12 protein-coding genes are annotated in these 13,192 nt (G+C 69.2%); 7 read left to right on the forward strand and 5 right to left on the reverse strand.

Features of this window, described 5'->3' with window-relative positions; all coding sequences use genetic code 11:
- Window positions 1-124: 124 nt before the first annotated feature.
- A complete protein-coding gene (gene zwf, locus U6115_RS01040) occupies window positions 125-1,603 on the reverse strand; it encodes a glucose-6-phosphate dehydrogenase (protein WP_043572976.1) in 1,479 nt (492 codons plus the stop codon).
- Window positions 1,604-1,857: 254 nt separating this feature from the next.
- On the opposite strand from zwf, the gene edd reads away from it, so the two are divergent.
- Window positions 1,858-3,690 carry a phosphogluconate dehydratase gene (gene edd, locus U6115_RS01045; protein ID WP_043572979.1) on the forward strand — a complete coding sequence of 611 codons (1,833 nt, stop codon included), beginning with the start codon at window positions 1,858-1,860 and terminating at the stop codon, window positions 3,688-3,690.
- A gap of 64 nt (window positions 3,691-3,754) precedes the next feature.
- Window positions 3,755-4,381 (forward strand): bifunctional 4-hydroxy-2-oxoglutarate aldolase/2-dehydro-3-deoxy-phosphogluconate aldolase, encoded by a 627-nt coding sequence (locus tag U6115_RS01050; RefSeq protein WP_043572982.1) that lies wholly within the window; start codon window positions 3,755-3,757, stop codon window positions 4,379-4,381.
- A gap of 217 nt (window positions 4,382-4,598) precedes the next feature.
- Here the strand turns inward: U6115_RS01050 and U6115_RS01055 are convergent, their stop codons facing one another.
- The 4 genes from U6115_RS01055 to U6115_RS01070 all read right to left on the reverse strand — a co-directional run bounded on the left by U6115_RS01055 (window position 4,599) and on the right by U6115_RS01070 (window position 8,822).
- A complete protein-coding gene (locus U6115_RS01055) occupies window positions 4,599-5,102 on the reverse strand; it encodes a DUF2867 domain-containing protein (protein ID WP_052257940.1) in 504 nt (167 codons plus the stop codon).
- A 75-nt stretch (window positions 5,103-5,177) separates the two neighbouring features.
- Window positions 5,178-6,032: a helix-turn-helix domain-containing protein gene (locus tag U6115_RS01060; protein WP_043572986.1), complete on the reverse strand. Its 855-nt coding sequence runs from the start codon at window positions 6,030-6,032 to the stop codon at window positions 5,178-5,180.
- Between the two features lie 92 nt (window positions 6,033-6,124).
- Window positions 6,125-7,513, reverse strand: a complete 1,389-nt coding sequence (locus U6115_RS01065) for an aminopeptidase P family protein (protein WP_043572989.1) — start codon at window positions 7,511-7,513, stop codon at window positions 6,125-6,127.
- A 103-nt stretch (window positions 7,514-7,616) separates the two neighbouring features.
- The gene (locus U6115_RS01070; RefSeq protein ID WP_043572992.1) at window positions 7,617-8,822 is read right to left on the reverse strand and encodes a benzoate/H(+) symporter BenE family transporter; all 1,206 of its coding nucleotides are present in this window, start codon (window positions 8,820-8,822) and stop codon (window positions 7,617-7,619) included.
- A gap of 134 nt (window positions 8,823-8,956) precedes the next feature.
- On the opposite strand from U6115_RS01070, the gene U6115_RS01075 reads away from it, so the two are divergent.
- Genes U6115_RS01075 through U6115_RS01095 form a run of 5 tightly spaced genes read left to right on the forward strand, consistent with a single transcriptional unit; the run spans window position 8,957 to window position 13,140 of the window.
- Window positions 8,957-9,286: a DHCW motif cupin fold protein gene (locus U6115_RS01075; RefSeq protein WP_043572995.1), complete on the forward strand. Its 330-nt coding sequence runs from the start codon at window positions 8,957-8,959 to the stop codon at window positions 9,284-9,286.
- A gap of 4 nt (window positions 9,287-9,290) precedes the next feature.
- Window positions 9,291-10,715: an aminotransferase-like domain-containing protein gene (locus tag U6115_RS01080; RefSeq protein WP_043572997.1), complete on the forward strand. Its 1,425-nt coding sequence runs from the start codon at window positions 9,291-9,293 to the stop codon at window positions 10,713-10,715.
- The gene (locus U6115_RS01085) at window positions 10,709-11,227 is read left to right on the forward strand and encodes a GNAT family N-acetyltransferase (RefSeq protein ID WP_043572999.1); all 519 of its coding nucleotides are present in this window, start codon (window positions 10,709-10,711) and stop codon (window positions 11,225-11,227) included. The genes U6115_RS01080 and U6115_RS01085 overlap by 7 nt, the downstream gene beginning before the upstream one ends.
- A 12-nt stretch (window positions 11,228-11,239) precedes the next feature.
- On the forward strand, window positions 11,240-12,331 hold the full coding sequence (locus U6115_RS01090; protein WP_043573000.1) for an NAD(P)/FAD-dependent oxidoreductase: 1,092 nt from the start codon (window positions 11,240-11,242) through the stop codon (window positions 12,329-12,331).
- Between the two features lie 44 nt (window positions 12,332-12,375).
- On the forward strand, window positions 12,376-13,140 hold the full coding sequence (locus U6115_RS01095; protein WP_043573004.1) for a DeoR/GlpR family DNA-binding transcription regulator: 765 nt from the start codon (window positions 12,376-12,378) through the stop codon (window positions 13,138-13,140).
- The last annotated feature ends 52 nt before the right edge of the window (window positions 13,141-13,192 follow it).

The raw sequence follows: 13,192 nt of genomic DNA on the forward strand, positions 1-13,192 counted from the left end.
TATGCGGATTTTCCGTCCTGGCGGTGTTTTCGTAAGGCGGAAGCCCGCCATGCGGGCGCTCCGCCATGTTCGGCGATGAAGATGAAAAAGGCGGAACGCCCCCTTTGGAGGCTTCCGCCCTGCCTCAACACTCCTCGTGCCAGCCTATGCCGTCGCGCGACAGCAGCGCGCTGGAGGCCGCCGGGCCCCAGCTGCCGGCGGTGTACTGCTTGGGCGGGGCGTTGTTGCTGCGGCTCCAGGTATCCATGATCGGCTCCACCCAGCGCCAGGCTTCGATCAGCTCGTCGCGGCGCATGAACAGCGCCAGCTTGCCGCGGATCACGTCCAGCAGCAGGCGCTCGTAGGCGTCGGCGCGGCGCACCTTGAAGGCCTTGTAGAAGTCCAGGTCCAGGTAGGCCGGCTGCAGGCGCATGGTGTCGCCGGGCTCCTTGGCCAGGAAGTACAGGCGGATGCTTTCCTCCGGCTGCAGGCGGATCACCAGCCGGTTGGCGGTGTGGCTGCCGCCCATCGGGCCGGTGAACAGCTGGTGCGGCACGTCGCGGAAATTGATGACGATTTCGGCCAGCCGCTCCTGCATCCGCTTGCCGGTGCGCAGGAAGAAGGGCACGCCGGCCCAGCGCCAGTTGTCGATCTCGGCCTTGAGGGCGACGAAGGTTTCAGTCTGGCTGCCGGCCGGGATGCCGTTCTCGTCCTGGTAGCCGACCACCGGCTGGCCGCCGATGGCGCCGGCCTTGTACTGGCCGCGCACGGTTTTGGCGGCGACGTCCTGCTCGGTGAACGGCCGCAGCGCCTTCAGCACCTTCAGCTTCTCGTCGCGCACCGCGTCGGCTTCCATATTGGCCGGCGGCTCCATCGCCACGATGCACAGCAGCTGCAGCAGGTGGTTTTGCACCATGTCGCGCAGCGCGCCGGTGCCGTCGTAGAAATCGCCGCGGCTGCCCACCCCCAGCTCCTCGGAGATGGTGATCTGCACGTCGTGTATCCACTCGCGGCGCCACAGCGGCTCGAACAGCGCGTTGGCGAAGCGGATCGCCATCAGGTTCTGCACCGACTCCTTGCCCAGATAGTGGTCGATCCGGTACAGCTGCTCTTCCTTGAAGAAGCGCGCGACGTCGTCGTTGATCTCGTTGGACGACTCCAGATCGGTGCCCAGCGGCTTTTCCAGCACCACCCGCACATTGGGGCGGTTCAACCCCACCGCCGCCAGGTTGTCGCAAATGCCGGCGAACAGATTGGGCGCGGTGGCCAGGTAACAGACCACCACCTTGCCGCTGTCGCCGCCGACTTTTTCCGCCAGCGCCGGGAAGTCGGCCGCCTGCGAGGCGTCCACCTTCAGGTAGTCGATGCGGGCGCAGAAGCTTTGCCAGGCGGCGTCGTCGAAGTGGCTCTTGATGTGGATGCGGGATTGTTTCTCGACGGAAGCCAGGTAGTCGTCGCGGCTCAGGTCCTTGCGGCCCAGCGCCAGGATGCGGCCCTGCTCGTTGAGCAGGCCGGCGGCGTGCGCCTGGTACAGCGAGGGCAGCAGCTTGCGCATCACCAGATCGCCGGCGCCGCCGAACAGCACCATGTCGAAGGCCGGGGTAGGGGTAGAACGGGTCTCCATCCTGATCTTCCATCTCGAAGTGTATTAGATGTAGTTATATTACCATTCGATACCGCGCTGTCTATGCCGGAACCCCGCAAGTGGCCGCTTTTGCAACACCTTTTGCCCTGGCTCAACAATCGGGAAATTCCGCTGGAAATCTCAAGCGGGAAAGCGGATAGTCACGCTAGGCCGCCGTCGGCGGCGCGTAGCGCGCCTTGCATTTTGCGTGTAGTAAAACTACTATCGGCTTCAATTCATCACGGAACGTCATCATGGCCTTGCATCCCACCCTGTCCGCCGTTACCGACCGCATCGTCCAGCGCAGCCAAGCGCGCCGCAGCGCCTATCTCGCGCGCGCGCGCGCCGCCGCCCAGCAGGGCCGGGTGGAGCGGGCCCATTTGTCGTGCACCAATCTGGCCCACGCCTTCGCGGCGATGCCGGACAATATGAAAATCCATCTGAAGGAAGAGCACCGCCCCAATCTGGCGATTGTGTCTTCCTACAACGACATGCTGTCGGCCCACCAGCCGCTGCAGGCCTTCCCGGCCTGGCTGAAAGAAGCCGCGCTGGCGGCCGGCGCCACCGCCCAATTCGCCGGCGGCGTTCCGGCGATGTGCGACGGCGTCACCCAGGGCCAGGCCGGCATGGAGCTGTCGCTGTTCAGCCGCGACGTCATCGCCATGAGCACCGCGGTGGCGCTGAGCCACCAGATGTTCGACGCCGCGCTCTACCTGGGCGTGTGCGACAAGATCGTGCCCGGCCTGATGATAGGCGCGCTGACCTTCGGCCACCTGCCGGCGCTGTTCGTCCCGGCCGGCCCGATGACCACCGGCATCGCCAACGACGACAAGGCCAAGGTGCGCCAGCTGTACGCCGAGGGCAAGGTGGGCCGCGACGCGCTGCTGGAATCGGAGTGCCAGTCCTACCATGGCCCCGGCACCTGTACCTTCTACGGCACCGCCAACTCCAACCAGATGCTGATGGAGATCATGGGCCTGCACCTGCCGGGCGCCGCCTTCGTCAACCCTAACACCGCGCTGCGCGAGGCGCTGACCCGCGCCGCCGCCGTCCAGGCCGCCAAGATCGCCGCCCAGGGCGAGCAGTTCACCCCGGTGGGCGAGATGATCGATGAGAAATCCATCGTCAACGCCATCGTCGGCCTGCTGGCCACCGGCGGCTCCACCAACCACACCATGCACATCGTCGCCATCGCCCGCGCCGCCGGCATCGACATCAACTGGGACGATTTCGACGAACTGTCGGCCGTCATCCCGCTGCTGGTGCGCGCCTACCCCAACGGCAAGGCCGACGTGAACCACTTCCACGCCGCCGGCGGCATGGGCTTCGTGATCCGCGAACTGCTGGCCGCCGGCCTGCTGCACGAAGACGTGGGCACGGTGATGGGCCGCGGCCTGTCGCATTACACCCGTGAGCCGTGGCTGGACAACGGCGAGCTGAAATGGCGCGACGCGCCGGCGATCAGCGGCGACGACAGCGTGCTGCGCCCGGCTTCCAACCCGTTCTCCGCCGACGGCGGCCTGAAGCTGATGGCCGGCAATATCGGCCGCGCGGTGATCAAGGTGTCAGCGGTGAAGCCGGAACACCGCGTGGTGGAAGCGCCGGCGGTAGTGTTCCACGACCAGAACGACATGCTGGCGGCGTTCAAGCGCGGCGAGCTGGAAAAAGACTTCGTCGCGGTGATCCGCTTCCAGGGTCCGCGCGCCAACGGCATGCCGGAGCTGCACAAGCTGACCCCGGCGCTGACCATCCTGCAGGAGCGCGGCTTCAAGGTGGCGCTGGTGACCGACGGCCGCATGTCCGGCGCGTCCGGCAAGGTGCCGGCCGCCATCCACGTGTCGCCGGAAGCGCTGTCCGGCGGCGCCATCGGCAAGGTGCGCGACGGCGACCTGATCCGCGTCGACGCGCATACCGGCGAGCTGGCCGCGCTGGTGAACGCCGCCGAATGGGCGGCGCGCGAACAGGTTCAGGCCGATCTGTCGCACAATGAATACGGCATGGGCCGCGAGTTGTTCGCCGGCTTCCGCCACACGGCCGACGAAGCCGAGGCCGGCGCGATGAGCTTCCGCCACCCGGCCTGGAACTGAGCCCGGCCCGCATGATTCAGCAAGGCGGCGCGGACCAAGCGCCGCCCGCCAACAGGAGAAATACATGGATGCTTTGACTGTACTGCGCCAGGGCCCGGTGGTTCCGGTGATCATCGTCAACGACGCCGCGGTGGCGGTGGACCTGGCCCGCGCGCTGGTGGACGGCGGCATCAAGGTGCTGGAAGTGACGCTGCGCACCAAGGCGGCGCTGGCGGCGATGCGCCGCATGCGCGACGAAGTGCCGGAAGCCATCGTCGGCGCCGGCACGCTGCGCAACCGCGCCCAACTGGAAGCGGCGGTGGACGCCGGCGCGCAGTTCGGCATCAGCCCCGGCTTCTCCGCCGAGCTGGCCTCGGCGGCGCGCGCGTCGCAGCTGACGCTGATCCCCGGCATCGCCACCCCGTCCGAAGCGATGTGGGCGCAAGACGAAGGCTTCAACACGCTGAAGCTGTTCCCGGCCGAGGCGGTGGGCGGCGTCAAGCTGCTGAAGTCGCTGGCCAGCCCCTTCCCGGACCTGCGCTTCTGCCCAACCGGCGGCATCGACATCAAGAAAGCGCCGGAATACCTGGCGCTGCCGAACGTGCTGGCCGTGGGCGGCAGCTGGCTGACGCCGGACGACGCCATCGCCGCCCGCGACTGGGGCCGCATCACCCAGCTGGCGCGCGAAGCGACCCAACTGGCGCGCGGCTAAACCCGCCCCCCAGCCCCATGCGACAGGCCGCCGGAGCACTCCGGCGGCCTGTTTGTCATTGCGCGGCGCTGGCCGGCGCAAGGCTGTGGATAAAGTGGTGGGTAACTTCTGGATAGCCTTTGGATAGCCTGTGGGTGGCGCGCAGGGGGCATGGCCACGCCGGTTCGATCTCATCTGCAAGGCGCTTCCCCCCGCAGGGGCGACGCGCCCTAGCATCTCACCCCAATGCCTCGGCCATTCTCTTCATGCTCGCGGCCACAATAAGATGATGAAACGGCGTCACCAGCGCCAGATACGTCCTCCCCAAGCCATTATGCGGCCGCACCAGCGTGCTCACGTGCAAACGCCCCGGCCGCCACTGCAACACCAGCCGGAAATCTAGATGGCGGTCGTCCTCGCCCAGCACCGCGTCGCGCTCGCCCAGGTACAGCACGCGGAACACGCCCAGTTGCTGGCCGACATGGAAGGGCTCGACCGGCGCCCCGCCAGTGTGGTTGGTTTGGTCAATCTTCAGGCCCAGCGGCGACACCAGCCGGTCGCGCAGCCGCATCAGCGCGCGGGCCCAGGGCGGCATCGCGCGGGAAAAGGCGCGCAACAAGTCGGCGGCGTCGGCCGCCGGCGCATCGGGCGGCAGCGGGACGCTGCAGCAGTCTTGCCAGGGATAGCGGCTGGCGGCGTCGGTTAGCGGCGGAATGGCGGAAAAATCGTGATGGACAGACATGGAGGCCTCCCTGGCTAGAGATGAGCACAGCATGCCGAACCGCGGCGGGGCCGTCTTGAAGCGAAACGACGCGCGTCAGGCGCGCAGGCCGGGTTCGGCGCACATCCGCAGAATAGCCTCTCTGGGCAAGCGGTACAGCCGCAGCGCCGGGTCGTCGCCCAGTCCCTGGACATAGGCCGACGGCGTGCGGCCGGCGAAGCGGACGAAATCGCGGTGCAGATGGGCCTGGTCGGCGTAGCCGGCGGCGGCGGCCACATCGGCCCAGTCAGGCGACGGCGTCCAGCGGGCGTGCAGCAATAAGCGGTTCAGCCGCGCCTGCGGCCGAAAGGCGCGCAGACTCTGGCCGGCGCCGGCGCGGAAGCGGCGTTCGAACTGCCGGAGGCTGAGGCCGAAATGCGCGGCCAGCTCATCCGCGCTGCGCCGGGGCCAGTCGGCCGGCAGCGCCAGCGTGGGCGCGCGCTGGCCGTGCCGGCCAGCCAGGCGGCTCAGCAGCGCCTGCGCCCGCGGAAGCGAGTCGTCGCCAACGGCATCGCCAAGCGGCGACAGCCAAGCCGGCGGCAGCAGGCTGTCCAAGGGCAGGTAGGCGTCGAATATCTCGCCGGCGGCGATGCCGAACAAGCGCGGCAATTGGCCAGGCTTGAGCCAGGCCATCAGGATGCGGGCGCCGGGCGAGGCCGCCAGCAGCCTGACGCCGGCGCTGCCGCCCAACAAGCCGGCCGGCGCCAACGCGCCGTGTTTGGCCAAATGGATGTCGCCGCCGGCGATGAACAGCAGCATCGGGTGCAGGGTGGCCGGCAGCAGCAGCGGGCCGCCGGGCAGCGCGATGTCCAGCATGTCGCCCAACAGCGCGGCCAGGCCGGGCGGCGGCGGATGGAGCGCAGGGAGCGGCGGGTGGGTCATGGCGGCCGGCGCGAAATAGACTGGCGTCATTGTGTCGCCATCGCGGCCGGCCGGTCAATCCGCAGGCCGGGCGCAGAAACGCCCCGCATCGCGGGGCGTTTCTCGCCGCGGAGCCGGGTGGCTTATACGGCCATCACCGCTTCCACTTCGTCCACCGTCTTCGGGATCGGCTCGCCCAGCACGCGGCTGCCGGTTTCGGTCACCAGCACGTTGTCCTCGATGCGGATGCCGCCGAAGTCGGCGTATTCGCGGAACTTGGCGAAGTTGATGAACTGGCTGTGGCGGCCCTCCTTTTCCCAGGCTTCGATCAGCGCCGGGATGAAGTAGACGCCCGGCTCCACCGTCAGCGCCATGCCGGCCTTCAGCGTCTTGCCCAGGCGCAGGTAGCCCAGGCCGAACAGCTTGCTGCGCTCGGTGCCGTCGCCGTAGCCCACCAGGTCTTCGCCCAGGGCTTCCATGTCATGCACGTCCATGCCGATCTGGTGGCCCAGTCCGTGCGGGAAGGCGATGGCGTAGGCGCCGGATTCGACGATGGCGTCGACGTCGCCCTGGAAGAAGCCCAGCGCGGCCATCCGCTCCACCATCACCGCGGCGGACAGCTTGTGGATGTCCTGGTATTTGACACCAGGCTTGACCGCGGCGATGGCGGCCTCCTGCATCTCCAGCACGATGTCGTACAGCTCGCGCTGGCGGGTGGAGAACTTGCCGCCCACCGGGAAAGTGCGGGTGATGTCGCTGGCGTAGCCGCCGCCGCTGGCGCAGCCGGTGTCGTTCAGCACCAGGTCGCCCTGCTGCAGCACGTGGTCGTGGTGGTGGTTGTGCAGCACTTCGCCGCGCTTGGAGAAGATGGACGGGTAGGCCAGCTGCCAGTCATGGCGGCGCATGATGCCTTCCATGATGCCCACCACCTGGTATTCCACCACGCCGGGCTTGGCGTTCTGCATCGCGGCGATGTGCATCGCGTGGGTGACGCCCAGCGCGGCTTCCATCTCGGCGATCTCTTCCGCGCCCTTGATCTCGCGCAGCGCCACCACCGCGCGGGTCAGCTCGGGACAGAAGCCCGCCTTCACCTGCGCCGGATGGGTGTCCAGCAGGCGGCCCATCTCGATCAGCGTCTCGCCGCGGTAAGGCGCCAGGTAGCGCACCGGACGGCCGGCGGCGCGGGCTTCGGCCACCGCCTGGGCCAGCTCGGCGTACGGACGGCTGCGCGACAGCGCCACCTTGGCGGCGCGCTCGGCCAGGGACGGCAGCGGGCCGGTCCAGACGATGTCGGCCACGTCCGGGTCATTGCCGAACAGCGTCGCTTCGCCGCTGTCGGCGTCGATGGCGCCGGCCAGGCCCGGCTCGTTCAGGCCGAAGAAGTAGCGGAAGCTGGAGTCCTGCACGAAGGGCAGGGTGTTGTCGTGGTAGTTCATCGGCGAATCGACGTTGCCGACGAACAGCAGCAGGCCGGACAGGCCGGAAGCTTGCAGACGGGCGCGGCGCTGGGCATAGACGGAAGGGGCGAACATGCATTTCTCCTTGAGCGCGCGATGCGGCGGGTCGTCGCGCGGATGATATTGTATACAACCGCCTAACTTATCACGCGCCGCGCCGGCCGGCCAGCTGCCCACCCTAGCGCGCCGCCGCCGTTTCCGCCTTTTGCGCCGGGGACTTGCCCGGAGTCAACAGCCGGCACAGCAGGCCGCCGGCCAGCATCGCCCACAAGGGCGCGCCCAGGCCGGCGAAGCTGACGCCGGAAGCCGCCACCACGAAGGTGAGCAGCGCCGACTCCCTATGCTCGGCATCGGCCAGCGCCGCGCCCAGCGACGACGCCAGCGTGCCGAACAGCGCCAGGCCGGCCGCGGTCACCAGCAGCGCCTTGGGCAGGGCCAGCGCCAGCGCCGCCAGCGCGCCGCCCAGCGCGCCCATGACGATGTAGATCAGCCCGCAGAACACGCCGGCCACATAGCGGCGGCTGCGGTCCGGATGCGCCTCCGGCCCGGTGCAGATGGCGGCGATGATGGCGGCCAACGTCACGCCATGGCCGCCGAACGGCGCGGTGAGCACCGAGGCCAAGCCCAGCGCGGTCACCGGCGAGCGCGCCGGCACCTGGTAGCCGAAGGCGCGCAGCACCGCCATGCCGGGCAGGAACTGGCTGGTCAGCGCCAATAGCGCCAGCGGCAGGGCCAGGTTGATGAAAGCGGACCATGACCACGCCGGCCAGGTGAACAGCGGCACCGCGACGATGGACAGGGCGCCGGCCGCCGGCGCGTGCAGCTCGCCCGCCGACAAGGCCGCGCCGGCGGCGATGGCGGCCAGCAGCCCCCAGCGCGGAAACCAGCGGCGGCCGATGAAGAACAGCGCCGCCATCGTCAGCACCAGGCCCAGATGGCTGGCCGCCTCGGCCACCACTTCGCCGACGAAATGAAACAGGATGCCGGCCAGCAGGGCCGCCGCCAGCGCCGGCGGGAACAGCGCCATCAGCCGGTCGAACAAGCCGCTCGCGCCCACCAGCGTGACGATGGCGGCGGCGGCGAGGAAGGCGCCCACCGCCTCCGGATACGGCACGCCGGGCAGGCCGGCCAGCAGCAGCGCAGCGCCCGGCGTGCTCCAGGCGGCGATCACCGGCGTTTTCCAACGCAGGCTCAGCCACAGCCCGGCCGCGCCGGAGCCGATGGACACCGCCCACACCCAGGACGCCAGCTGCGCCTGCGACAGCCCGGCCGACTGCGCGGCGTGGACGATGATCAGAAACGGGCCGGAAAAGCCGACCAACAGCGCCAGAACGGCGGCCAGCAAGGCGGAGGGGGCGGCGTCGCGCCGCAAGGTTTGCCACATGGCGACTCTCCTGATGAAAACCAATGTCGCCAGCGTGCCACGGCCGGCGCAGCGCGCGCTCCCACAGCCGGGCCAAACAGTTTATGCTGCGGCTTATCTGTTCTATATAACAGTCACTCCCACAGGAGACTTGCATGCAGCTGAGCGGCATTCCCTTCGGCGTCACCGACTGGGCGGATATTCCCGCCGCCGAACACCCTGGCGAACAAGGCCGCGCCTACTGGCGCAGCCGCCAGTTCGGCGACATCCGGGTGCGGATGGTGGAATACACGCCGGGCTACCTGGCCGACCACTGGTGCGAGAAGGGCCATATCCTGCTGTGCCTGGAGGGCGAACTGCACACCGAACTGGACGACGGCCGCGTCTTCATCCTCAAGCCCGGCATGAGCTACCAGGTGGCGGACCACGGCGAAGCCCACCGTTCCCGCGCGCCGCAAGGCGCCAAGCTGTTCATCGTCGACTAAGCCCATGCCGCAATACCAGGACATCGCCCGCCAACTGCAGACCCGGCTCGACGCCGGCGAGTTTCCGCCCGGCAGCCGGCTGCCCTCGGTGCGCCAGCTGGCCGAAAGCCATGGCGTCAACAGCCTGACCGCGCTGGCCGCCTACCGCTGGCTGGAACAGCGGCAGCGGGTGGTGGCGCGGCCGCGCGCCGGCTTCTTCGCCGCGCTGCCGCCGGCCTCGGCCGCCGGCAAGCCGGACAAGGCGCTGCCCTCGCCGGCCACGCTGGTGCAGGTGGACAGCCGCATGTCGCAGCTGGTGGCCTTGTCCGCCTCCAATGTGGCGGTGCAGCTGCACATGGCCGAAGCCCACCACAGTTTGTACCCGTCGGCGGAGCTGGCGCGCCGGCTGCAAAACGCGTTGCAGCAGCGGCCGGAGCTGATCGGCGCCTATCTGCCGGCCAGCCAGCACGACCGGCTATGCGAGCAACTGCGCCAGCTGGCCGCCGGCTGGCAGTTGGCGATACCGTCGGACGAAATCCTGTTCTGCAACGGCATCACCGAAGGCATCAGCCTGGCGCTGCGCCACCTGGCCCGCCCCGGCGACACGGTGGCGGTGGAAACGCCGGTGTATTTCGGCCTGCTGCAGACGCTGGCGGCGCAGGGGCTGAAGGCGCTGGAGATTCCCTGCACGCCGGACGCCGGCCTGTCGCTGGAGGCGCTGGAGTTCGCGCTGCAATACGGCCCGCCGGTGCGCTGCCTGGTAACGGTGACCAATTACCAGAATCCCACCGGCGCCTTGATGCCGGACGACAATAAAAAGCGGCTATTGGCGCTGGCGCGCCGCCACGGCGTGGCCATCATCGAGGATGACGTGTTCGGCGAGCTGCATTTCGGCGACGCGCGGCCGACGCCGCTGAAAGCCTGGGACCGCGACGGCGACGTGATCTACTGCGCGTCGTTCACCAAGAGCCTGGCGCCGTCGTTCCGGCTGGGCTGGCTGTCCGGCGGCCGCCACCACGCCGCGCTGGAACGGCTGCGCGCCAGCAGCAGCCTGGTCAGCCCGGCGCTGCTCTTGGGCACGCTGAGCGACCTGTTGGCCAGCGGCGACTACGCCCGCATCAGCCAGCGCCTGCGCAGCCAGCTGGCCAGGCAAATGGAGCAAGTGGCCGACGCGGTGCTGGCGGCCTTTCCGCGCGGCACCCGGCTGCGGCGGCCGCAAGGCGGACTATTGCTGTGGGTGGAAGGACCGGAGGGCCTGGACAGCGGCCGGCTGCTGGAGGCGGCGCTGCGAGAATCGATCAGCTTCGCGCCCGGCATGCTGTTCTCGGCCGAGCCGCGCTTTCGCCATTGCCTGCGGCTGAACTTCGGCCAACCCTGGGACGCGGCGCAACAACAGGCCATCGCCCGGCTGGGGCAACTGGCCGCCGAACAATTGAGGAGCCCATGCTGACTGCCGATCTCGTCATCCGCCCGGCCCGAAGCGCCGATTTTTCCCGCCTGGCCGAGATAGAAAGCCTGGCCGCGCGGCTGTTTTCTCCGGCCGACCTGCCCTTGGCGCTGCGCGCGCGCACGCTGCCCGAGGCGGCGCTGCGCGCGGCCGCCGACGCCGGCCTGCTATGGACGGCGCAGCGAGACGGCCGCGCCGTCGGCTTCGCCATGGCCGAAATCGTCGACGGCCAGCTGCATCTGGCCGAAATGGACGTCGACCCGGCGCACGCGCGCCGCGGCATCGGCGCCGCGCTGCTGGCGCAAGTCGCCGCCCACGGCGAAGGCGCCGGCTTCGCCGCCGTCACGCTGACCACCTTTGCCCACCTGCCGTGGAACGCGCCGTTTTACCGCCGCCACGGCTACGCCGAGCACGCGCCGGCGGCCGGCTCGGCGCTGGCCGCGCGGCTGGCGGCGGAAAGCGCAGCCGGCCTGCGGCAGCGCATCGCCATGCGCCGCGCGCTGCGTCCGGCCTGATAAGGAAACGATATGGACAGAATCGATACCGTGGTCATCGGCGCCGGCGTGGTGGGCCTGGCCGTCGCCAAGGCGCTGGCCGAGGCCGGCCGCGAAGTGGTGATCGTCGAGGCGGAGCAGGCGATAGGCCAGCACGCGTCCAGCCGCAACAGCGAGGTGATCCACGCCGGCCTGTACTACCCGGCCGGCAGCCTGAAGGCGAAGCTGTGCGTGACCGGCCGCGATGCGCTGTACCGCTACTGCGCCGAGCGCGCCATACCGCACCAGCGGCTGGGCAAGCTGATCGTCGCCAGCCACGGCGGCCAATTGGCCAAACTGGCCGCGCTGGAAAAGCAAGCGCGCGCCAACGGCGTGGCCGACATCCAACGGCTGACGGCGGACGAGGCCCGCGCGCTGGAGCCGGCGCTGGATTGCGCCGCCGCGCTGCTGTCGCCGTCCACCGGCATCGTCGACAGCCACGCGCTGATGCTGGCGCTGCTGGGCGACGCCGAGGCGGCCGGCACGCAGCTGGCGCTGGAATCGCCACTGGAGAGCGGCGAGATTACGCCGGACGGCATCGTATTGCGCGTCGCCGGCATGGAAATCCTGGCCAGCCGGGTAGTCAACGCCGCCGGCCTGTTCGCGCCGGATGTCGCCCGCTCCCTCGCGGGCCTGTCCGCCGCGGCGATTCCGCAGGCCCATTACGCGCGCGGCGTGTATTTCTCGCTGCAGGGCCGCGCGCCGTTCTCGCGGCTGATTTATCCGCTGCCGGAGGCCGGCGGCCTGGGCAGCCACCTGACGCTGGACCTCTCCGGCCAGGCGCGCTTCGGCCCGGACGTGGAATGGCTGGACGGCGTCGATTACCGGGTGGACCCGGCGCGCGCCGACGCCTTCTACTGCGCGGTGCGCGCCTGGTGGCCGCAACTGCCGGACGGCGCGCTGTCGCCCGGCTACGCCGGCATCCGCGCCAAGATCGCCGGCCCCGGCCAGCCGGACGCCGACTTTGTGATCCAGGGGCCGGCAGTCCACGGCGCGAAGGGACTGGTCAACCTGTTCGGCATCGAATCGCCGGGCCTGACCAGCTGCCTCGCCATCGCCGACGCGGCGCGGGCGCTGATCGATTAGAGCAAATCGCTTACAATTCCCGGCAAAGGGAGAATCCAACTAGCATGCTGATCCTGAATCAAAGACAACAAGAACTGCTGGACATGGTCAGGCGCGACAGCTATGTCAGCGTGGAGAAGCTGGCCGAGCATTTCGCCGTCACCCGCCAGACCATACGCCGCGACATCGCGCTGCTGGCCGAGCACCAGCAGCTGCAGCGCTACCACGGCGGCGCCAGCGTGCTATCCAGCGTGGAAAACGTCGCCTACCAGGCGCGCCAGGTGCTGTGCATAGAGGAAAAGCGCCGCATCGCCGCCAGCCTGGTTCGCCACATCCCGGACAACGCGTCCTTGTTCATCAATCTGGGCACCACCACCGAGGAAGTGGCCAAGGCGCTGCACCGCCACCGCGGCCTCAGGGTGATCACCAACAATCTGCACGTGGCCGAGCAGATGTGCGATTACCCGGACTGCGAAGTCATCGTGCTGGGCGGCTCGCTGAGGAAACGCGACCGCGGCCTGACCGGCGAGGCGACAGTGCAGATGATCCGCCAGTTCCGCGTCGACTACGGCATCATCGGCGTGTCCAGCATCGAATCCGACGGCACGCTGCGCGACTACGACTACCGCGAAGTGCGCACCACCGAGGCCATCATCCAGCAGTCGCGCCAGGTGTTCCTGGCGGCCGACCACAGCAAGTTCGACCGCCCGGCGCTGGTGGAGCTGGGCCGGCTGAACCAGATCGCCGCGCTGTTCACCGACAAGCCGGTGCCGCCGGCCATCGCCCGGCTGATGCAGGAGGCCGGCACCCAGCTGCACATCGCGGAATGAGGCCCGCCGGCCCGCGCGCAGGGCCGGATACTCTGCAAGCTTTCATTAGCGG

Origin of the sequence: Chromobacterium subtsugae (assembly GCF_035919665.1) — a bacterium.
Classification (GTDB): domain Bacteria; phylum Pseudomonadota; class Gammaproteobacteria; order Burkholderiales; family Chromobacteriaceae; genus Chromobacterium; species Chromobacterium subtsugae.

Bases quoted from the DNA above. Each gene is read 5' to 3' on its own strand.
- zwf (WP_043572976.1), bottom strand. From the start codon at position 1,603: ATGGAGACCCGTTCTACCCCTACCCCGGCCTTCGACATGGTGCTGTTC.
- edd (WP_043572979.1), top strand. From the start codon at position 1,858: ATGGCCTTGCATCCCACCCTGTCCGCCGTTACCGACCGCATCGTCCAG.
- U6115_RS01050 (WP_043572982.1), top strand. From the start codon at position 3,755: ATGGATGCTTTGACTGTACTGCGCCAGGGCCCGGTGGTTCCGGTGATC.
- U6115_RS01055 (WP_052257940.1), bottom strand. From the start codon at position 5,102: ATGTCTGTCCATCACGATTTTTCCGCCATTCCGCCGCTAACCGACGCC.
- U6115_RS01060 (WP_043572986.1), bottom strand. From the start codon at position 6,032: ATGACGCCAGTCTATTTCGCGCCGGCCGCCATGACCCACCCGCCGCTC.
- U6115_RS01065 (WP_043572989.1), bottom strand. From the start codon at position 7,513: ATGTTCGCCCCTTCCGTCTATGCCCAGCGCCGCGCCCGTCTGCAAGCT.
- U6115_RS01070 (WP_043572992.1), bottom strand. From the start codon at position 8,822: ATGTGGCAAACCTTGCGGCGCGACGCCGCCCCCTCCGCCTTGCTGGCC.
- U6115_RS01075 (WP_043572995.1), top strand. From the start codon at position 8,957: ATGCAGCTGAGCGGCATTCCCTTCGGCGTCACCGACTGGGCGGATATT.
- U6115_RS01080 (WP_043572997.1), top strand. From the start codon at position 9,291: ATGCCGCAATACCAGGACATCGCCCGCCAACTGCAGACCCGGCTCGAC.
- U6115_RS01085 (WP_043572999.1), top strand. From the start codon at position 10,709: ATGCTGACTGCCGATCTCGTCATCCGCCCGGCCCGAAGCGCCGATTTT.
- U6115_RS01090 (WP_043573000.1), top strand. From the start codon at position 11,240: ATGGACAGAATCGATACCGTGGTCATCGGCGCCGGCGTGGTGGGCCTG.
- U6115_RS01095 (WP_043573004.1), top strand. From the start codon at position 12,376: ATGCTGATCCTGAATCAAAGACAACAAGAACTGCTGGACATGGTCAGG.